At 66.1% G+C, this 19,860-nt stretch carries 16 protein-coding genes and 1 tRNA gene; 7 read left to right on the top strand and 10 right to left on the bottom strand.

Annotation, left to right across the window (positions count from 1 at the left end):
- Window positions 1–45: 45 nt before the first annotated feature.
- From ABCS02_RS01515 to ABCS02_RS01500, 4 genes are all read right to left on the bottom strand, one after another.
- Window positions 46–1,386 carry a sugar ABC transporter substrate-binding protein gene (locus ABCS02_RS01515; protein WP_345833843.1) on the bottom strand — a complete coding sequence of 447 codons (1,341 nt, stop codon included), beginning with the start codon at window positions 1,384–1,386 and terminating at the stop codon, window positions 46–48.
- A gap of 96 nt (window positions 1,387–1,482) precedes the next feature.
- Window positions 1,483–2,292: a carbohydrate ABC transporter permease gene (locus ABCS02_RS01510; protein WP_345835156.1), complete on the bottom strand. Its 810-nt coding sequence runs from the start codon at window positions 2,290–2,292 to the stop codon at window positions 1,483–1,485.
- Window positions 2,293–2,396: 104 nt separating this feature from the next.
- Window positions 2,397–3,317 carry a sugar ABC transporter permease gene (locus ABCS02_RS01505; RefSeq protein WP_345833842.1) on the bottom strand — a complete coding sequence of 307 codons (921 nt, stop codon included), beginning with the start codon at window positions 3,315–3,317 and terminating at the stop codon, window positions 2,397–2,399.
- Window positions 3,318–3,325: 8 nt separating this feature from the next.
- Window positions 3,326–5,383 carry a beta-galactosidase gene (locus ABCS02_RS01500; protein ID WP_345833841.1) on the bottom strand — a complete coding sequence of 686 codons (2,058 nt, stop codon included), beginning with the start codon at window positions 5,381–5,383 and terminating at the stop codon, window positions 3,326–3,328.
- Window positions 5,384–5,586: 203 nt separating this feature from the next.
- Here ABCS02_RS01500 and ABCS02_RS01495 point away from each other — a divergent pair, with 203 nt between their 5' ends.
- Both ABCS02_RS01495 and ABCS02_RS01490 read left to right on the top strand, forming a co-directional pair.
- Window positions 5,587–6,621, top strand: coding sequence for a substrate-binding domain-containing protein (locus tag ABCS02_RS01495; RefSeq protein WP_345833840.1), 1,035 nt, complete (start codon window positions 5,587–5,589; stop codon window positions 6,619–6,621).
- Window positions 6,622–6,832: 211 nt separating this feature from the next.
- On the top strand, window positions 6,833–8,242 hold the full coding sequence (locus ABCS02_RS01490; protein ID WP_345833839.1) for a ricin-type beta-trefoil lectin domain protein: 1,410 nt from the start codon (window positions 6,833–6,835) through the stop codon (window positions 8,240–8,242).
- Between the two features lie 732 nt (window positions 8,243–8,974).
- Here ABCS02_RS01490 and ABCS02_RS01485 read toward each other — a convergent pair.
- Both ABCS02_RS01485 and ABCS02_RS01480 read right to left on the bottom strand, forming a co-directional pair.
- Window positions 8,975–9,169 (bottom strand): hypothetical protein, encoded by a 195-nt coding sequence (locus tag ABCS02_RS01485; RefSeq protein ID WP_345833838.1) that lies wholly within the window; start codon window positions 9,167–9,169, stop codon window positions 8,975–8,977.
- An 88-nt stretch (window positions 9,170–9,257) separates the two neighbouring features.
- Entirely contained in the window at window positions 9,258–9,476 is a 219-nt protein-coding gene (locus tag ABCS02_RS01480) for a hypothetical protein (RefSeq protein ID WP_345833837.1), read from the bottom strand.
- A 522-nt stretch (window positions 9,477–9,998) separates the two neighbouring features.
- On the opposite strand from ABCS02_RS01480, the gene ABCS02_RS01475 reads away from it, so the two are divergent.
- Both ABCS02_RS01475 and ABCS02_RS01470 read left to right on the top strand, forming a co-directional pair.
- A complete protein-coding gene (locus tag ABCS02_RS01475; protein WP_345833836.1) occupies window positions 9,999–10,286 on the top strand; it encodes a hypothetical protein in 288 nt (95 codons plus the stop codon).
- A 385-nt stretch (window positions 10,287–10,671) separates the two neighbouring features.
- A complete protein-coding gene (locus ABCS02_RS01470; RefSeq protein ID WP_345833835.1) occupies window positions 10,672–13,515 on the top strand; it encodes an AAA family ATPase in 2,844 nt (947 codons plus the stop codon).
- Between the two features lie 8 nt (window positions 13,516–13,523).
- Here ABCS02_RS01470 and ABCS02_RS01465 read toward each other — a convergent pair whose 3' ends face one another.
- Complete coding sequence (locus ABCS02_RS01465) at window positions 13,524–13,823, bottom strand: hypothetical protein (RefSeq protein WP_345833834.1); 300 nt, start codon at window positions 13,821–13,823, stop codon at window positions 13,524–13,526.
- A gap of 198 nt (window positions 13,824–14,021) precedes the next feature.
- Here ABCS02_RS01465 and ABCS02_RS01460 point away from each other — a divergent pair, with 198 nt between their 5' ends.
- Both ABCS02_RS01460 and ABCS02_RS01455 read left to right on the top strand, forming a co-directional pair.
- Entirely contained in the window at window positions 14,022–15,098 is a 1,077-nt protein-coding gene (locus tag ABCS02_RS01460) for a site-specific integrase (protein ID WP_345833833.1), read from the top strand.
- A 92-nt stretch (window positions 15,099–15,190) separates the two neighbouring features.
- Window positions 15,191–15,940, top strand: coding sequence for an NYN domain-containing protein (locus ABCS02_RS01455; protein ID WP_345833832.1), 750 nt, complete (start codon window positions 15,191–15,193; stop codon window positions 15,938–15,940).
- Window positions 15,941–16,209: 269 nt separating this feature from the next.
- Here ABCS02_RS01455 and ABCS02_RS01450 read toward each other — a convergent pair.
- Window positions 16,210–16,299, bottom strand: a tRNA-Ser gene (locus tag ABCS02_RS01450).
- A gap of 102 nt (window positions 16,300–16,401) precedes the next feature.
- Between ABCS02_RS01450 and ABCS02_RS01445 the strand changes: the two genes are divergently transcribed.
- A complete protein-coding gene (locus tag ABCS02_RS01445) occupies window positions 16,402–17,166 on the top strand; it encodes an SGNH/GDSL hydrolase family protein (RefSeq protein ID WP_345833831.1) in 765 nt (254 codons plus the stop codon).
- Here the strand turns inward: ABCS02_RS01445 and ABCS02_RS01440 are convergent.
- Window positions 17,163–18,101, bottom strand: coding sequence for an alpha/beta hydrolase (locus ABCS02_RS01440; RefSeq protein ID WP_345833830.1), 939 nt, complete (start codon window positions 18,099–18,101; stop codon window positions 17,163–17,165). The two genes, ABCS02_RS01445 and ABCS02_RS01440, sit on opposite strands and share 4 nt — an antisense overlap.
- Before the next feature lie 286 nt (window positions 18,102–18,387).
- Complete coding sequence (gene radA, locus ABCS02_RS01435; protein ID WP_345833829.1) at window positions 18,388–19,749, bottom strand: DNA repair protein RadA; 1,362 nt, start codon at window positions 19,747–19,749, stop codon at window positions 18,388–18,390.
- Window positions 19,750–19,860 lie beyond the last annotated feature (111 nt).

The following is a 19,860-nucleotide window of genomic DNA, read 5'->3' as shown; positions in this document are numbered from 1 at the left end:
CGGTGGTGCCGGCGCCCTCTTCGCGCCGGCACCACCTGCTCGGTGTTACTTGTTGACCTTGAAGCCCTGGCTGTTGCCGTAGGTGACAAGGTTGTCCTGCCAGGCCTTGAGGCCCGCGTTGAGGTCGCTCTTGGCGGCGTACTCCTTGCCGACGGTGTCGGGGAAGACACTGTTGGCGTAGACCTGGAACGGCAGGTACTCCCAGCCCTTGGCGACGTGCTTGGAGGCGTCGACCAGGACCTTGTTGATCTGCTGGCCACCGAAGTAGGCCGGTGCTTCGTTCAGGAACGAATCCGCGTTGAGCTGGGCGGTGGTGGACGGGAAGCCGCCGCTCTTCAGGAACACATCGATCGAGCTGTTCGAGCTGTTCAGCCAGCGCAGGAACGCCGCCGCGAGGGCCGGGTTCTTGCTGCCCTTGATCACGGACTGGGCGCTGCCGCCGTTCTCCGCAGTGGTCGGGCTGCCGTCGTAGCTGGGCAGCGGGGCGACGCGCCACTGGCCATTGCCGTCCTTGACCGAGCCCTCCAGGATGCCGGGCATCCACGCGCCGGTGACGATGGTGGAGAGGGTGCCGTTGCCGAGCGCCTTGAACCAGTCGTCGCTCCAGGTCGGGATGTCCGAGAGCAGGCCCGGCTCGAGCATCTTGTTCCAGGTGTCGGCCCACTTCTTGGTGCCGGCGTCCTGGAGGTTGATGGTGACGTTGGTCCCGTTGGTCTTGTACGGGTGTCCGCCGGCCTGCCAGATCAGCGGGTCCGCGAAGCCGGGGTCGCCGGCGTCGTTGGTGATGTACTTCGTCGGGTCCGCCTGGTGCAGCTTGGCGGCGTCGGCAACGTATTCGTCCCAGGTGGTCGGGACGGTCAGGCCGTACTTGTCGAAGATGGTCTTGTTGTAAAGCAGCACCATGGGGCCGGAGTCCTGCGGGAGACCGTAGATGCCGTTGTCGATGTTGACTGCGCCCCAGGTGGAGGCGGTGTACTTGCTCTGCAGCGAACCGAAGCCGTACTGCTGCAGGTTGGTCAGGCCGCCGGAGAGGGCGAACTGCTGGAGCGCGTAGTACTCGACCTGGGCGACGTCGGGCGCGCCGGAGCCGGCCTTGATCGCGTTCTGCAGCTTGGTGTACTCGGCGGTGGCTGTGCCGGCGTTGACGACCTTCACCTTTACGTTCGGGTACGCCTTCATGAATGCGTCGGCCTGGGCCTGTCCGGACGGGGTCCAGGTCCAGTAGGTGAGGTCGCCACCCTTCTTGAGCGCGGCGTCCAGGTCGGAGGACGAGCCGCCGCTGGAGCCGGAGGTGCCGCTGCAGGCGGCGAGGGAGACAGCCGCGACCGCGGCCACGGCCAGGGCCGCGAGCCCGCGTCGGCGGACGCCCTTGCGGAGGTTGAACATGTGATGTCCTTTCACTTCATTGTGCGTGAGGGTGCAGGTCACCCGTTGCGGTTCGAGAAGGGAGGGGGTGAGACGGCGTCTGGCAGTGTTCTCGGGTCACTGCTTGACGCTTCCAGCGCTCAGGCCGGACTGCCAGAAGCGCTGCAAGAACAGGAAGATGATCACGATCGGGACGATGGTGATCAGGGACCCGGTGATGACCAGGTTGTAGATCGGCTGGGCGGAGACGCCGGTCGCCTGGGCGCTCCACTGGTTGAGGCCGACGGTGAGCGGGTACCAGGTGGGGTCGCTGAGCATGATCAGGGGCAGGAAGTAGTTGTTCCAGGTGGCCACGATGGAGAACAGGGCCACGGTGACGACGCCCGGTGTGAGCAGTCTGAGCGAGATGGTGAAGAAGGTGCGCATCTCGCTGGCGCCGTCGATCCGTGCGGCCTCCAGCAGCTCGGTGGGCACCGAGTCGATCGTGTAGACCCAAATCAGATAGAGCCCGAACGGGGTGATCAGGGACGGGATGATGATCGACCAGGGGGTGTTCGTGAGCCCGATCTGGCTGAAAAGAAGGAACGTAGGGACGGCGAGCGCTGTGCCGGGCACCGCGACGGCGCCGAGCACGACTGCGAAATAGGCTTTCTTGCCGGGGAACTTGTATTTCGCCAACCCGTAGCCAGCGAGCGTTGCGAGCAGTGTCGCGCCGCCTGCGCCGACGACGACGTAGAGCAGGGTGTTGCCGAGCCAGCGTAGGAAGATGCCGTCCTTGTAGGTGAATGTCTCGACGATGTTGTCCCAGAGGGCGAAGTGGCTGCCGAAGCCGAGGCCGAAGCTGCTGAACAGGTCGTTTTGGGTCTTGCTGGCATTGATGACCAGCCAGGCCAGGGGCACGATCGCATACAGCAGGAACAGCACCATGATTATCGTCAGGACGACGGACTTGCGCGGACGGTCGAACGCGTAGCGGCGGCGACGCGCGTGCGGGTTGACGGTGCGCAGGGTGCTGGAAGGGCGCAGGGTGGTCATCGGTCTTCCTTCCGGGTTCCGCGCAGCTGGACGACGTAGGCGATCACCGCAGTGATGACGCCCATGACGATGGCGATGGTGGCGGCGTAGTTGAACTGCTGGCCGGCGAAGGACAGGTTGTAGGCGTACATGTTCGGCGTGAAGTAGGACGTGATGGCGTTGTTCGCCAGCGGCTTGAGCACGTTGGGCTCGTTGAAGAGCTGGAAGCTGCCGATGATCGAGAAGATCGTCGCGATCACGATCGCGCCGCGCGCGGCCGGGAGCTTGATCGCCCGGATCACTTGGAAGCCACGAGCCCCATCGATCTCTGCTGCCTCGTACAGGTCAGCGGGGATGGTCTTCAAAGCGGAGTAGAAGATCAGCATGTTGTAGCCGACGTACTCCCAGGTGACGATGTTGCCGATCGACGCGAGGATCCAATGCGTCGAGAACGGCTGCAGCACTTGGCTGCCGAGGAGCTGGTTGATGTTCGCGGTCAGCCCGAAGTTGTTGCCGTACATGAAACCCCACAACAGCACGGCCACGACCGCCGGCACCGCGTACGGGAGGAAGATCGCCATTCGGAACAGGCCGGTCGCGTAGAGGCGCGCGCTGTCGATGGCGAGAGCGGCGACCAGCGCGAGGATCAGCATGATCGGCACCTGGACAAGCAGGAACAGCACCACCCGGCCGAAGCCGTCCCAGAACTGCGGGTCGGCTAATGCCTGAACGTAGTTGTCGAGGCCGACGAAGCTGTTGCCGCCGATCATCCGGTTTTGGAACAGGCTCAGGTAGAGCGCGTATCCCAGTGGGGCGATGAAGACGAGGACGAACACCGCTGCGAATGGGCCGGTGAACTGCCAGCCGCGCCAGTCCTTCTTGGCTTTGCGGTGCACGGGGATGCTCCTGCTCAGTTCGACGGGTCGAGTCTCTTGCATGACGGCCATCATCGGCCCCCTTCCTCGGAGTGGAAGACGCGCACGTCCCAGGCAGCGAGTTCGATGGTTGCTCCGTCGCGAAGCGCCGTACCAGACGTCGCGTCGGTCAGTGATGCCGATAGAGCTACCGTTTGCGGTTCCCAGCTCCAGTTGAAGATGAACCAGTAGCGGCGGCCGGCTGCGGTGCCCGACGAAACGGTGACAGGGAGCCCCGTGAGGCCGAACGGGCTCGTCCGTGTCGATTCGATGGCTGCGGCGGCGATCGAGGACGCGTACGCGGCGTCCGGCACAGTGCCGACAACCGTGATCCGGCCCGCACCGTGCGCGTTCGTCGTCGACGCTGCGAAGTCCTTGAAGCGCGGGTGGTCATAGGTTGCGAGGGCCCGTGCGCCAGTCGGGCGGAGACCGTCGATCCAGAAGGTGGCCGCGGACCCGTCTGCCAGGTCGCCGGCGAGCGACTCGACCGGAACGGGCGACTCGAGGTTGGAGTACTCCTCGTACCGCACCCCGGCTGGACCAGCCAGCCCAGCGGGAGCGACCTCTACGCGGACACGCGCCTCGTCGTCGGCGTAGGCGGTGCGGGGTCCGAGGATCAAGTGGCCGCCCGCTGCCGCATACTCCCGGAGCAAGGTGAGGTCTTCGTCGGTGCTGATGTAGAGACCTGCCGCGATGAGAACCGGGTAGCGGTCGGCGAGAGTTGCGCCGCCGAGCGCGCGTGCCTGCTCGACATGCAGGATCCGGGCCTGGTACCCGGCGTCGATCACACCACGGTGGAAGGCGTCCACGATGTGCTCGTACGACTCGTCGTCGGGCTGGTCATCGCGCCCGAACGGCGGCATGAACTGCAGGGCGTAACGACTGGAAGTGGACCAGAGGATCGCGGCGTCCGCGTCGGGGACGTAGCCGTCCAAGCCTCCGCGCAGCGCCTTGAGCTGGCGGCCGATTTCACTGACCTCGTCATAGACACGGCCGGGGACCAGGCTGTGCGGAAGGACCCCGCCCCAGTAGGTCTCCGTCCCGTACGGCAGGGTGTGCCAGTGCCAGTACTCGATCATCGCCGCACCGCGCGAGATGAACGCGAACGCCGCCTGCCGCAACTGCCCCGGGTAGGGCGGGAAGTTGCAGAACGGACCGTCGATCGACTGCGCGTTGGTCTCGGTGATGAGGTACCGCTGCTGCTTCGACGAGAACATCCGGTCGGCCTGGCGGAACAAGCCGGCCACTCCGGTGGTCGTCCAGTAGTTGAGCTGACTGAGTTCCTTGGACGCGTCGAGGCGGTCCTGCATCCCGTAATACGGGTTGCCGGAGCCGACATCGAGGGTCTCGAACACGGTGCGGTCGTCGACGCCGCGCCGCGGGTACTGCAGGCAAGTGGTGACGAACTGATCGTCGCGGGCGTACTCGCGCACGATCTCGGCCTGCCAGGCGATGAAGTCGGTGGTGACCTGGGCCTGGTACCGGCGCCAGGCGAGGTCGTACTGCGGGAACGTGTTGCCGTCCGGCCGCCAGAGCTCGCTCCAGTCGCCGATGCGGTGCGACCAGTAGGTGAGGCCCCACTCCCGGTTCAGCGTTTCGACGTCGCCGTACTTCTCGCGGAGCGAGCGGATGAAGCCGGTGAAGACGCCGTGGTTGTGCAGCAGCTCCAGGCCCGGCTCGTTGTCGACCTGGTAACCGATGACCGCCGGGTGCGAGGCGTAGCGGGCGATGATGCGACGGATGACACGCTCGGCATGGAAACGGAACGTCGGGTGCGAGTAGTCGACCTCCTGGCGGGCGCCCCAGGCGATGCGCTCACCGGTCTTCCGCTCCCCCGCGATCTCCGGATACGCCGTCTGCAGCCACGGCGGCACCGCGTACGTCGGGGTGCCCAGGATCACACGGATGCCGCGGGCGTGCGCGGCGTCGAGGATGCGCTGCATCCACTCCAGGTCGAACTCGCCGTCGCGCGGCTCCCAGGTCGACCAGACCGACTCGCCGACGCGGATCACGTTGACGCTCGCGCTCACCATCAGATCAAGATCGAGTTCGAGCCGGTCCGTCTGGTGGTACTCGGCGTAGTACGCCACCCCGAAAAGGATCTCGGGCGGAAGCGTTGGCGTCGTCGCGGGCATCTAGGTGGAACTCCGTTGTCTCGATTTCTAACTGTTCTCGGTAACAGTTTGCGGGAATGGCTATATTGTTACCGATAAAAGTACGGATCGCAAGTCGATCGGAAAATCCCCGACGACGGGGATCAGATACTCTGCTATGCACCAGAAGGGGGCCATCAATGTCGGAGGCGGTCGAGGCGAACCCGATTCACGCGAACGGGCCACGAAGAAGCGCCACTATCTACGACATCGCCGCCGCCGCCGGCGTCTCCCACCAGTCCGTCAGCCGCTACATGCGCGGCATGGACATGCGCGAGTCAACCAAGACCAAGATCGAGAAGGCACTCGAAACGCTCAGCTATCGGCCGAACCTCACCGCCCGCGCTCTCATCACCGGCCGCTCCCATCGGATCGGCGCACTGACCCACGAGATCAACCAGTACGGCCCCAGCCTCATCATCCAAGGCGCGACCACGGCCGCACGCCAAGCCGGCTATCTGCTCGATGTCGTGTCACTGGACATGGGAAACGTGGACGAGCTCAACGAAGCTCTTACGCAACTCCTCCAGTACGACATCGCAGGAATCCTCGCCTTCACATCGACGGACAGCGCGCGAACGGTCTTCGAGAGCACCGAATTCGATGTGCCGGTGTTGATTGCGAGCGAAGAAGATGATTTCGCGCCGGGCGAGCACCTCGAATCGTCTGGAATCGGCGCCGTGGTTGCACACCTGGTTTCCCTTGGGCACCGACGCATCCTGCACATCGCCGGCCCAGAAACATGGTCCGCAGCGCGCAACCGTCTGCGCACATTCGAGGCAGCCCTCGAACATCACAACCTCCAAGCAGCAGGAATAGTTCACGGCGACTGGTCCGCGCGTTCTGGCTACGAAACGATCTCAGCCCTGGCAGCTAAGTCGCTCCCAACCGCCATCGTCGCGGCAAACGATCAGATGGCGCTCGGGGCAATACATGCACTCGCAAAGCGTGGCCTGCAGGTTCCAGAAGACATCAGCGTGACGGGAGTGGACGACACGCCTGAGGCGCCGTACTTCACTCCCTCGCTGACCACGGTCCGGCTCGACTTCCGCGCGCAAGGACGAGAAGCAGTCAGCAGCCTTCTTGCCGCAATCGAGCCCACAGCACCACAGGAATCGACCAGACCCGCTCCCGAACTCATCATCCGCGATTCGTCGGGCCCCCTCCGCAATTAGACCGTCGGCTCGCGGTCGAAGCCATCCCACCGCAATGTGACCGGTCTCTTGACGAATCTAAGTCCCGATGGCAACATCGTGCCACCGGGGTCGACTGCCGACCAACCCGACGGAATCCATCACCGAACAGATCGACGAGGATCAGATGCGCAGCAAGATGTTGACGTCAACATTGCAGAGAACCACCCGGAGAGGCCTGGTTGCCCTCGCGGTGGCGGGCGCACTCGCACTGACCGGGATCGGCGTCGCCGCCCCCGCACTCGCCACCCAGCCCCAGCCGTCGAAGGGACCGGGCACCTCCGAGTTCAAGGGCGTGAACTGGGCCGACCCGCGGGACAACTACGCGAGCGACGCGGTCGTCCCGACCGGGCTCAGCAGCTCCGACAGCTACGACCAGGTACTCGCTGCCTCGCAGCGCATCCTCGGCGGCTTCGAGCACAACCTCGGCGCGAACACCGTGCGCCTGCCGATCAATCCGGCCAGCGTCGGCACGCCGTGGTGGAACTCCTACCGCGCCACCATCGACGCCGCCGCCGCCCGCGGCGACAAGGTCATCCTCAGCTACTGGGAGTCCGACACCAGCAAGGACGGCCTGATCGACGACGTCCCCGCCTGGAAGGCGATGTGGGACACCGTCGTCGGCGAGTTCCTGCACACCCCCAACGTGTACTTCGAGCCGATGAACGAGCCGCACGGCTACACGCTCGACCAGTGGATCGCCGTCACCTCGCAGTGGCTGACCGACCACCGGCAGGTCCCGCGCAATCGCGTCGTCATCAGCGGCACGGGCTACAACGACAACGTGGTCGGGGTCGGGGACGCGCCCCAGCTCAAGGGCACCCTGCTGTCGCTGCACTTCTACGGCTACTGGGCGAACCACACCACCGAGGCCGACTGGACCGCCGACCTCGCTGCCAGGATCGGCGCCTACACCGGCCGCACGATCATCGACGAGGCCGGCTCGCCCATGACCATCGGCCTCAACTACGGAGCGCACAACGGGAACGTCTACACGTCCTACCTCGCGGCGGTGACCGACTTCGCCCGGCAGCACCGGATGGGCATCGTCTACTGGCCGGGACTGCGCGCAGGCGACTCGTACTCGATCGAATCCCTCCTGCCCGACGGCACCCTCACCGACAACAGCACCTCGGGAGTAGCGCAGCTGAAATGGGGCTACGGCTACGGCGACCAGGAGCCGGTCAACGACCTCCCCGCCGCCCCTCAAGGCCAGTCGCTCGTCGGTCAGGCGTCCGGCCGCTGCGTCGACGTCCCCGGCTTCAGCACCACGCCCGGCACGGCGCTCGACCTCTGGGACTGCAACGGCGGAGGCAACCAGACCTGGAACCTGACCGCCGACCAGCAACTCACAATCTACGGGAACCTCTGCCTGCAGGCCGGCACGGACGGCACGACCGCTACCGCCGGCGACCAGGCCGTGATCGCGGACTGCACCGGCGCCGCCGTTCAGCGCTGGAACGCGAACGCCGACGGCACCATCACGCCCGCCGCCGCGCCCACCCTGTGCCTCGACGCCGCCGGCGCCGGGACCGGCAACGGCACCGCCGTCGACCTCTGGCACTGCAACGGCGCCCCGAATCAGGTGTGGGTCCGCAAGTAGGTCTCAAACAATCGAAGGCGTCGATCGTTTGGATCCCACCCGAATCCATCGACGACGAAGCCCGGTTACCTGCTCTCAGGCGACCGGGCTTCGCGCGTCGACGGGCTAGTTGACCGGGTTTGACTTTCGAGCCACTCCTTGTCGGGGAAGGCACAAGACAGAGACTCGGTCGGGGCTGCAGTCATGCGTAGCGACGACCTGTTCTCGTAGACACTGGTCGAGTCGTCCGATTCGCCCAAGATTCGTGCTGCCGGAGCACCGGATGTTCCGGTTTCGCCACGAGCCCGTCGCAGCGACCGCAAGCCCGGCAACGTGGATGGCGATGACGCGACGCCATTCCTCAGTGTGGTCGAACCTGCAGTTGCTGGGTTCGCCGAACCCACTCGCTAACGGGATAGTCCCGCGAACCCGCTCGCTAAGCGGTCCCCAGCTCTAGCCGAAGTGGAGCGCACCCAATGCCACTTCGGCTAGAGCTTCTGGAGATGAATGATCGGGACCAAAAATAGAACACCAGAAACAAGAACGACCGGCCAAGACAAACGAGGCAAGGAGCAAGAGCTACAGAGGACAGGAGATACAGGACCCAGGAGAAGAAGCTAAGAGCTGATGCACGTAGGCACTTTGAGTGAGGCACCCCTGACTCGACGAGGGGCCACGACACAGTGTGGCGCTTGGCTTCGTGGTGGAAGCAGGATCGTCTTCGGCTGCGACCTCGCTCGGGAGGTGTCCTGGCTAGAGCTGCGGCGTATAGCCGCGCGAGGTGTAGACGGGATAGCCGTTCTCCCACGTTGCGAGTTCGAACAACTCCAGCCAGTCGTCATCGGCGCAGAGGCACAGGCTGTCAGGCAAGCACTGCCCCATTCGCAGTAACTGGATGGTGGAGTCGCCAGCGGGGCGTCTGAGGATACCGTCCTCCCACTCCTGCAAGCGAGCCTCCTCCGTTAGCCAAAGGATACGTGGGATGGCTCGATCGCGGTGTGGCCAATTGGTTCACCCAGATCGCCGACTCCCCCGCTCACAATCGAAAGCGGGAGCGCTCCGTCTTGGCGGCCCCAGCGCGAACCGGAAGTCGCTGGCGGATGATCGCTTGGATCAACTGTTCCGGCGTCAACTTCAGGCCGGCGGCCATGCCCAGGATTTCGGTCCGCTCCTGCGGTCTGAAGTGCAGGTGCAGCAGAGGGATGCCGTTCTCATCAGCTTGGGCCAAGAACCCGTCGTCGGCTGTCCCATCCATGCACACAGGATGACCCCCGCATCGGGTTGCCACCAGGTCCCGCGTCTGAGGGTGCTCTCAGGCCGCGGCGCGGAAAGCCAAGCACCGCACCAGCCGTAGGGAACAGAACAACTGCCGCGACATGACGGACGGCTCTCTGAACGGGGCCGCCCGTTTCCCGGGAGCACCCGGGGCGGGCTGTCGGAGCCGCACGGAAGCGGCGCTGTTCTCCATGTTGAACGCCGTCGGTGTGCTGTTCTTTTGGGTCTTCTTTCCGATCCGGCAGCCGATCATAGCGAGCTCCACCAGCTGCGTTCCCTCCACTCGCTATTTGCAGACTCCACTCGCTGCGCTCCCTGCGCTTAGCAACCACTCCCTCCGGGCACTGCGCTGCCTCCGCCCGCTCTCGATCTTTGTGCCGGAACGGCAAGAAAAACGATCAGGAGCAGGACAGCATCAACGCCCCCACCTGATCACGCCGGCTCGGCAGACCAATTTGACACCGGCCCATAGAAGGGTCGCTCGACCTTTGGAGTGAGTGGGATGCGGGTATTCATCATCGAGACCAGCAACATGGCACCGGAACTGCACGGCGGACTTGTTGGCGTGGAAGGGTCACCGAACCCGACAGCAGTGGAGAAGCGGGAGTGCATCGAGACCGTCAGCACGTACGTGATGGACGGGTGGGCGATCGCCGCCGACCCACACACTCCCATCGGATGGCTCGCCGCCTTCACCGCGGAGACCGCATGTGTGCCCTTCGTCAACCTCACCCGACTCGCTCCCGCCGGGCCAAGGCCGAAGCCGGCTCCCGCCCGCGTCGGTGGTTAGTCGCAGCATGGTCGAGCGGCCCCCGTCGTGGTTCGAGTCGGAAGTCCGCTCGATTCGAACAGAGTATTAGCGGGTTTCGGACATTTGAGGGGTTAGCGCGTCAAAACCGGCTGCGAAACACAACGTGTAGGTATGAAGGCAATCGATTCGGACACCACATCGCTGCACGGCTCTCTGACAGCCGCGCCGGTCCCCCTTGGCGTGAGCCGCCGCTCTGAGACGGACGGATTTGCACTCAATGTGCGCTCCGAAATCGTCGCGGGCTGCAAATTCACAGCTGAGGTCGATTCGCGCGCCCAAAAGGCCGGAAACACAGGCCAGAACTGGCCGGTCACCGTCTGCCGGGGAGGGAGCGACTTCCGGAAGGAGAGCGGGTGCGCGCCAAATGCGCGCCAAAACGCGCGCCGAACCGGAAGTAATAAGTAGAGGAACTCATTTTCAAAAGGACAAGACCGTCCAGTTTCGGGAAGCCCAAGACGAGGTTAGCGGGAGGTCAGTGCAGGTGCGAGGCGGAGTAGCCAGATGGAAGCGGGGACAGCAGTCCCACGGGGTCAAGCAAGCGGTCAACTACGCCTTCAGCGGCACCTGTGACGCCACCCTCACCGCCAAAACCGCCGACGGGGTCATCGCCGCCGCCGGGTACGCCGACGCCGTGATGACCCGGTACATCGTCGAGAACGGCGCCATCCGCGACGACCTCCTCACCCGTAACCAACTCAAGGACTGGGTCGACGGACTCGACCCCCTCACCGGGGAGCGCCGTGGGCGTGACCTCGAGTCCCCCGTTGCCGATCTGGTTCTGGATGCGACGATCAACGCGCCGAAGTCGTTCTCGATCGCCGCGATGCTCGACCCCGAGTTGGCTACTGCCTATGAAGACCTCCAAGACCGGTTGCGAGACCGGATTGTGAAGCTGTGGCAGTCCGAGCTCAACGCCCGCCGCGGCAAAGGCGGATCCCTCCGCGAAGACCTGGCCCGGATCGAAGTCGTCGAACTCCGCCACGAACGCTCCCGCTCCCTGGACCCGCACAAGCACCGCCACCTGTGGCTGAACGTCAAAGTTCAAGGCCAAGACGGCAAATGGTCCAACATCGACACCCGCGTGGCGTTGCGGTTCCAGAACGTCATCAACGCCGAGGGCGACCTCGCCTCCCGCACCGACCCCACCTGGATCAATGCATTGGCCTCGAAAGGGTTCACCCTCAACGACGACGGGGAGATCACCCAGTTGCAGCATCTGGTGCGGCCGTTGTCGAAGCGGTCCGCGCAGATCGAAGCCAACAAGATCGCCCGCACAGCCTGGTGGAAGCAGCAGCACCCTGGACAGGAACCGTCGCACGATGTACTCAGTCAGATTGACCATTGGGCGTGGGCCGTCGGCCGGCCGAACAAGCCTGGCGAGCTGGACGAAGACGACTGGGCCGCGCTTGTCCGTGAGGAACTACATGCCGCCGACCCTGCGCTCGGCATACAGCGTTCTCCCGCACTCCTGCCGTCTGTCGACGTGGAGGATCTCGACCTCGAGTTGCTGGCAGACAAGGCCGTTGTCGACGCGGACGCCCGCTCAACAGGCAGCGGCGGCCGCTTCAGCTGGATGGACGTGCGCGCCGGCGCGCTCCGCGCAATCGCGGAGACTGGCGTCGTCGCCGACCGCGGCATCCTTACGACGCTCGCTGACGACGTTGTGGCGCACTCACACACGGTGACCTTGATCTCCGAACCGAACGCCCCGAAGCACGTCAAGCACCTCATGGCGGTCACCACCGCAACACTGAAAGCCACGCTCGCCCAAAAGGTCGACGCATTCTCCGCCCCCGGACAAATCCTCGACACGGCGGAAGTCGCCGCGATCGGCCACGCAATCGAACCCGACCGAGCTCTGGATGATGGGCAGCTCGATGGCGCGGCGGCCATAGGTGGCACCTCGCGCAGCGTCGTCGTCTCCGGCCCGGCCGGCACAGGCAAGACCACGATGCTCAAGGTCGCGGGCGCAGCCCTGCGGCGTCGCGGCCACAAGATGATCATCGTCGCACCAACCAAGAAGGCTTCCGCTGTCGCCGGACGCGAGACGATGACTTCATCATCGTCCCTCCACCAGCTGCTTCACGATTACGGGTGGCGCTGGGAGGCCGCCGCGTCCGGCGCAACTGAATGGCGGCAGCTCGCTATCGGCGAGATTGACCCGCCTTCTGGCGGCGTCTACCGCGGTCCCCGGATCAGAATCAACCCTGGTGATCGCATCGTCGTGGACGAAGCCGGCATGCTGGACCTCGAAGCCGCATCCGCGCTCCTCGATGTCGTGCACGCCACCGGCGCGGGAGTAGCTCTCGTGGGCGACCAGCAACAAGCCCTTCCAGTCGGGCACTCCGGCGCCATGGCTTTCTTCTGGCGGCGCTCGCCAGACCGGGTGGAGCTCGCGACGACCCACCGCTTTGCGGACCCGGCCTGGGCGGACATTGCGCTTCGGCTCCGCGACCCTCGAGGCAATGATGCGATGCGCGGGGTGGCCGAAGACCTCATTCGAACTGATCATGTCGTACTGACGAATAGCGATGTCGCTGCTCGCGAGGCGATGGTCCAAGGGTGGTTCGACGCCGCGCGCGATCGCGAGACGATCGCGCTTGTCACGGCAACTCACGCCGAAGCGCAGGAGATCAGCGAAGCGATTCAACGCCGACGACTTGAATTTGGGGCGATCCGCCCCGAACGTGCGCTTTCTGGACAATCGGGTCAGACGATCTTCGTCGGTGACGTTGTCCAGACCCGACGCAACGACAGTTCTGCGGATGTTCAGAACCGCCAGAGTTGGATCGTCAAGACGATCGGCAACGACCACGCGATCCTCGCCGCGAGCACCGACACAACCGATCTGCGGAAGGTCAGCCTCGACTACGCCGCGTCGTACATCCACCTCGCCTACGCCACTACCGTCTACGGCGTTCAAGGCGAGACGACCGACCGTGCACTCGTCGGACCAGGAGTCGACGCTGCCGGCCTCTACGTCGGCCTCACTCGCGGAAAGCAGCACAACGCCGCCGTACTAGTTGCCCCAACCGAGGACTCGGCGAGCGCCCAGCTGGTCGAGATGATGCAACGCCAACCGCTGGAAGAGACGATGGAGAAGTCGCGAGCGGCAGCACAGACCGAACTCAGCCGGGCTGCCCACTCGTCCACCGGACCGATCATCGCCACGCCCGATCGCAAACTCACCTCGGTCGGCCTCAAGTGATCAAGCCGCTAGGCCTGTCGGGCCTGAGCCGCCGCGAACAGCTCGCGGCCAAGCAGACTAACGCCATCCAGCGTTCCACCCTGAGGATCGAACCCGAAGATCGCGATTCCAAGCTCGTCCGCCCTCATCCGCGCAGCGGGACTCACGCCACGACGGGCGAAGACCAACGCTTTGCGTCCGTCAGCCGCGACGACCGCCGCAGCATGTTCAACCACTTCGATCTTCAAGTTCCCCGTCTTGTTCTCGACCCAGCCAAGATGGCGAGACCCGTACAGATCGCAGATCTGGCGCACTTCACCCGTTGCCACGACTGCGTCTGTGGCACCGAGGTACCGCATCCACTCCCCGCAAAGCTCGACAGCTTCCTCGTCCGATACTCCCCACGGTTTTCGTTCAGGCGTCTCTCTCACACATCCAGAGTGCACCCATCTTCTGATAGCCGGTCAACTCAGTCGTCATTACTAAGGCAGTCCGAACCCGTCGGTGGCGGGCGCTAGGTTCTGCCCATGGGAAGTATCACTCCCTACGAGACGGCAGGTGGGCGGCGCTATCGCGTCCGCTGGCGGGCGCCTGACCACACGCAGAAGGAGAAGCGCGGTCTTCGCACCAAGCACGCCGCCGAGATCTACTTGGCGTCGGTGCAGATGAAGATCGCGACTGGTGAGTACATCGACCCGGCCCTCTCGCGCGCGACCATGGGCGAGCGGCACGAGACCTGGCTCAAGGCTCGCAAGGCGGCGATGAAGCCGTCAGCGTATCGGGTCCTTGAAATCACATGGCGCCTTCACGTTGCCCCGCGATGGGAGAAGGTGCGGCTCACCGACGTGTCTTACAGCGATGTCCAGGACTGGCTGACCGAGCTCGCTGAAAAGCGAAGCGCTACAGTCACGCTCCGGGCCTACGGCATTCTGGCCGGCATCCTCGACGTCGCCGTCCGCGACCGACGGATCCCGAGCAACCCGGCGCGTGGCGTCGTGCTGCCCCGCAAGAACAAGAAGCGTCACGTTTACCTCTCTCACAAGCAGGTCGAAGCACTCGCGGTCGAGTCCGGCGGCCACGGGACGCTCGTTCGCCTGCTCGCGTACACCGGACTTCGCTGGGGCGAGGTCGTTGCCCTTCACGTCGACAACATTGACATCGAACGACGCCGTCTCCAGGTCGACGAGAACGCGGTCATGGTCGGCGGCGACATCGTCGTCGGAACGCCGAAGACGCACAAGCGGCGGAGCGTCCCGTTCCCGGAATTCCTCGTCGAGCCACTAGAGCAGCTCTGTGCCGGGAAGCCGAGCAGGGCGCTTGTTTTCGGGGACGGGTTCACCCACCAGCGCCGACCCGATCAGCGCAAGGGTTGGTTCGTCTACGCGAAGAAACGCTCCGGCGTGCCCGCCGAGCTAACGATTCACGACCTCCGTCATACCGCGGCAAGCCTCGCGATCGCGTCGGGCGCGAACGTCAAAGCCGTGCAACGGATGCTCGGCCATGCGTCGGCCGCGATGACGCTGGACGTGTATGCCGATCTCTTTGACGATGACCTGGATGCCGTCTCCACTGCTCTTCATGAAGCGAGAGGTCGGTCAATCTGAGCGCTGGTGTCGAATTCGACACCAGCTGGATCCGAGTCGAGCGTCGGTCTTTCGCTCCTCCTCAAGCCAACCTGAGATGCCATGCTTGTCGAATGGCTCAGCCGAATGACCTCTTCGCCGTGCTCGTTGACGCTGACAACATCTCGCCTTCGAGGATCGGAGCTGTTCTCGCGGAAGTAGCCAGGTTCGGAACGGCGTCGGTGAAGCGCGTCTACGGCGACTGGACCCGGCCGAACCTTGCCAGCTGGAAGCCCGTCGCGAGCGAGCACGTCATCCAGCCGATGCAGCAATTCGCTAACACAACCGGCAAGAACGCGACTGACAGCGCGCTCATCATCGACGCGATGGATCTGCTGTACACTCGCCGATTCGGTGGGTTCTGCATCGTGTCCTCGGACAGCGACTTCACACGACTCGCTTCACGAATTCGAGAAGAAGGTGTCACAGTCTACGGATTCGGTGAGCGCAAGACGCCCGAAGCGTTTCGCAACGCATGCGACCGGTTCACCTACCTCGACGTGATTGAGGAGGGCGACGTGCACAACGCCAGGACAGCGCCCACGCGTGCGGCATCGGCGAGCCTCCAAGGCGACACGAAGCTCGTTTCCGGATTGCGTACCGCTGTGGCGACGGCCACTGGCGAAGACCTTTGGGCCAACCTCGCAACGGTGGGCCATCTAGTGCGAGCGCAACAGCCAGACTTCGATTCTCGCAATTGGGGCTACGCGAAGCTTTCGGATCTGGTTCGCGCGACCGAACTCTTCATCGTCGAACCCCGGAGCGGTGGGGGCTATCAGGTGCAGAACCGCCGGAAATCTGGTGAGCCCGAGCTCTCAAGCTGAGGCGACATCCGCCGTATCTCCGATCGCGGCGCGCGGGACCGACACTCAACACGTCCCAGCCCACCCACGCCGCCAGCAACATCGCCAGCATCTCGGGCACCGCTGCTGCGTCGATAGCGCCGCCGCTAGTTGATTCTTCGCACCGCACACATTCTGCGCGGGTCACACTCTTCCCGCGAGTGTGGGCAAAATGTGGGCAAATGGCCCTTTCCGGGAAAGCAAAAACCCCCGCATCCCATGTAAACACTGGGATCGCGGGGGCTTGCACGTGGCGGTACCGGTGGGATTTGAACCCACGGTGGGCTTTCACCCACACAACTTTTCGAGAGTTGCACCTTCGGCCGCTCGGACACGGTACCGCCGACGAGTTTACTGGATGCGCGCGGTCACCGCGAATCGGCGGAGGACCGGGCGCGTCCGAAGCTCAGCGAAGCGCAAGAGGGCCGCAGTACGCTGCCGGGATGGGGATTCTGAAGCCGGTGGTCTGGCTGGGCGGCGCCGTGGTCGTCGCGGCGGGCGCGGTGGCCGGGCGGGTGTGGGTCGCGCATCAGCGCGCGTCGATCGCGGCCGGGAAGGAGCGCATCAACCAGACGCTGCCCGTGCACTCCGCGTGGTGGCGCGACCACGCCAAGGCGGAGGGCGAGATCCTGTACGTGGCCATCGGGGACAGTGCCGCGCAAGGGATCGGCGCCTCCGTGCCGCGCAACAGCTACGTCGGCGTGATCGCGGACCACGTGCGCTCCGCGACCGGGCGCAGCGTCCAGGTCGTCAACCTGTCCGTGTCCGGGGCGACCGTCGCGCTGGCCGTCGCCGACCAGTTGCCGCGGCTCGCCGACCACGCCCCCGACCTCGTCACCGTGTCCATCGGGGCGAACGACATCGCCGACTTCGACGCGGAGCGGTTCCGGGAGGGCATCCGCCGGGTGTTCGACGCGCTGCCCGCGGACGCGATCGTGGCCGACCTCCCGTACTTCTACCTGCCGCGCAACGAGCGCAAGGTCGCGGTCGCGAACGGCATCCTCCGGGAGGCGGCCGCCGAGCGCGGGCTCACGGTCGTCCCGCTGCACGAGGCCATGCGGCGGGAGGGGTGGCGCGGGGCGCTGCACCAGTTCGCCGACGACTGGTTCCACCCGAACGACCACGGCTACCGGGTCTGGGCGTCCGCTTTTCTGCCCGCGGTCATCGAGCAGGCGACGGCCAAGTTCCCGCGGCGCGCTGCGCTCTAACCGGCGTCGTGCAGCGGCTCCGGGTGCGGCGACAGGAACGACAGGACCCGCGCCCAGGCCGGCGCGATGACGAGGTGGCCCGCGCCCGGCACCATCTCCATCCGGGCGTCCGGGATGGCCTTCTTGTACCAGGCGGCGTGCGCGTGGCCGGCGATCCGGTCGGCGTCCCCACCGATGATGAGCGTCTTCGCCTGCACGGCTCCGGGATCGAAGCCCCACGGCCGCGCGGTGTAGCTCAGGATGTCGTCCGCCACGCCGCCCGGACCCTGACGGTAGGCGTCCTTCAGCATCCGGCCGAGCCGGTCCTCCAGGCCGCGGAGGCCGAGCACCCCGGCGTCCACAGGCCCGACGCCGAGCGCGTCGAGAGGGACGCCGCTCTCCAGGTCCGCGGCCCGCATGGCGTCGGCCTGACCCTGCAGCATGGCCGACAGCCGGCTCCGCGCCTCGTCGGGTGCGAGGCGGCCCAGCTCGTCGGACTGCTTCTGCAGCTCGGGCGCGATCCACGGCACGGCCTCGTTCGGGGCGGGCGTCGCGACCACCGCCACCCGGTCGACGAGCTCGGGATGCCGCGCGGCGAACGCGAGCGCGACCCGGCCACCTGCTGACCAGCCGGCGATGCCGATCTTCGGCGGGCGGTTGACGCCGATCGGCGACTCCAGCCGCTTCATCTCGCGGATGTACTCGGCGATGTCATCGGCGGCGCCCACGATGCTCGGCCAGGAGCCGGCCGGCCACGGGTCGCTGGAGCCGTAGCCCGGCCGGTCGAGCGACACGATGTGGACGCCGCGGTTCGCCGACGCGTCCGGGTCGGGGTCGAACACCGACGAGCCGGGGGCGGGATGGCAGAACACGATGACGCGCGCGGCGAGCGGGTCGCCCAGCGTGGTGACGCCGACACGTCGGCCCGAGCGGAGGGTGAACGTCAGGTTGGCCATGCGGCCCATTGTGGCCCGCGCGCCCCGCGGCGAGAACCCTCGCGTGGCTGCGGGAGGAGATTCCGCTCGGCACGCCGAGCGCGAGCAGTCAACGGAGGAGCCGCACCGCGTGTCGGGGGCTGAACTCCTCCGTTGGCTGCGGGCCCGGGGGTAGCCGGTGCGCGAGCCGGGACGGGGAAGCAGCCAACGGAGGAGCCGCACGGCGTGTCGGGGGCGGATGTCCTCCGTTGGCTGCGAGGCACGGCTGGTCGCGGGCAGAACTCCTCCGCTGCTCGCGAGGCGGGGGTCAGAAGGCGGCGTCGAGCTCGCGCTCGCGCGGGGTGGCGGCAGCGGTGAACGCGACGCGCAACGCTTCGCGCACGGTGGCGGCGCGCTCGTCGATGCGCGTCGAGAAGCCGAGCCGCGTTGCCTCGGTCGCCCGCTGCTTGCCACTGGTCACCGGACGGATCTCCCCCGCCAGGCTGATCTCGCCGAATGCGACCAGTGTGTGCGGGATGGCCCGGTCCGTCGCCGCCGACGCCACGGCCAGCGCGATGGCCAGGTCGGCGCCCGGCTCGGCCAGCCGCACGCCGCCGACGGTGGACACGTACACGTCCTTGTCGCCCAGCCGGATGCCGGCCCGCCGCTCCAGGACCGCCAGCAGCATCGCGACGCGCGAGGAGTCCACCCCGTTCGTCACGCGCCGCGGGTTGGGCGCCGTGGTCGCCACGACGAGCGCCTGCACCTCCACCGGCAGCGGCCGCCGGCCCTCCATCGCCACGGTGACGCAGGTGCCGGACACCGGCGTCGTCGTGCGGCTGAGGAACAGTCCGCTCGGGTCGGGCACCTCGGCGATGCCGTCGCCGACCATCTCGAAACACCCGACCTCGTCCGTCGGCCCGAACCGGTTCTTCAGCGCGCGCACGAACCGCAGCGCCGTCTGGCGGTCGCCCTCGAACTGGCACACGACATCAACGAGGTGTTCCAGCAGCCGCGGCCCGGCGATCGAGCCGTCCTTGGTGACGTGACCGACGATCAGTATCGGGAGGTCGCGCTCCTTGGCGACGCGGATGAGCGTGCTGGCGACCTCGCGCACCTGGCTCGGGCCGCCCGCGATCCCCTCGGTGGACCCGCTCGACACGGTCTGCACCGAGTCCACGATCACGAGCGACGGCCGCACGGCGTCGATCTGGCCGATGATCGTCGCCAGGTCGGTCTCGGATGCGAGGAAGAGCTGGTCGTGCAGGGCGCCGGTGCGCTCGGCGCGCATCCGCACCTGGCTCACGGACTCCTCGGCGCTCACGTAGAGCACCGGCCGGCCCTCGCTCGCGGCGCGGGAGGCCACCTCCAGCAGCAGCGTCGACTTGCCGACGCCGGGCTCACCGCTCAGCAGGATGGCCGCGCCTGGCACGATGCCGCCGCCGAGGACCCGGTCGAACTCGCCGATGCCGCTCGGCCGGCGCTCCGCCGGCTCCGTGCCCACCGATGTGATCGCCCGCGCCGCCCGGTCCGCGCCCACGACGACCGGTTTCAGCGCCCGCAGCACGCCCGTGGGCGCCGAAGCCTCCGCGACCGTGCCCCACTCCTGGCATTCGCCGCAGCGGCCGACCCACTTCACGGTCGTCCAGCCGCACTCGGTGCAGCGATACGTCACAGCGGCCTTTGCCACGGAACCTCCTCAGTCGCGCTCCACACTACGGTCGGCCACCGTCATCCGCGGGAGGATCGCGGAACTCGTGGAGGAGTCCCCGCAGAGCCCGAGCTGTGAAGGACAAAACGC

The organism is Microbacterium sp. X-17 (genome assembly GCF_039615055.1).
The sequence above is the reverse complement of the archived record's forward strand: the minus strand, read 5'-3'. Positions and strand labels throughout refer to the sequence as shown.

Coding starts and splice junctions, on each gene's coding strand:
- ABCS02_RS01515 (WP_345833843.1), bottom strand. CDS start 1,386: ATGTTCAACCTCCGCAAGGGCGTCCGCCGACGCGGGCTCGCGGCCCTG.
- ABCS02_RS01510 (WP_345835156.1), bottom strand. CDS start 2,292: ATGGTGCTGTTCCTGCTGTATGCGATCGTGCCCCTGGCCTGGCTGGTC.
- ABCS02_RS01505 (WP_345833842.1), bottom strand. CDS start 3,317: ATGCAAGAGACTCGACCCGTCGAACTGAGCAGGAGCATCCCCGTGCAC.
- ABCS02_RS01495 (WP_345833840.1), top strand. CDS start 5,587: ATGTCGGAGGCGGTCGAGGCGAACCCGATTCACGCGAACGGGCCACGA.
- ABCS02_RS01480 (WP_345833837.1), bottom strand. CDS start 9,476: ATGGATGGGACAGCCGACGACGGGTTCTTGGCCCAAGCTGATGAGAAC.
- ABCS02_RS01475 (WP_345833836.1), top strand. CDS start 9,999: ATGCGGGTATTCATCATCGAGACCAGCAACATGGCACCGGAACTGCAC.
- ABCS02_RS01470 (WP_345833835.1), top strand. CDS start 10,672: ATGCGCGCCAAAACGCGCGCCGAACCGGAAGTAATAAGTAGAGGAACT.
- ABCS02_RS01460 (WP_345833833.1), top strand. CDS start 14,022: ATGGGAAGTATCACTCCCTACGAGACGGCAGGTGGGCGGCGCTATCGC.
- ABCS02_RS01455 (WP_345833832.1), top strand. CDS start 15,191: ATGGCTCAGCCGAATGACCTCTTCGCCGTGCTCGTTGACGCTGACAAC.
- ABCS02_RS01445 (WP_345833831.1), top strand. CDS start 16,402: ATGGGGATTCTGAAGCCGGTGGTCTGGCTGGGCGGCGCCGTGGTCGTC.
- ABCS02_RS01440 (WP_345833830.1), bottom strand. CDS start 18,101: ATGGCCAACCTGACGTTCACCCTCCGCTCGGGCCGACGTGTCGGCGTC.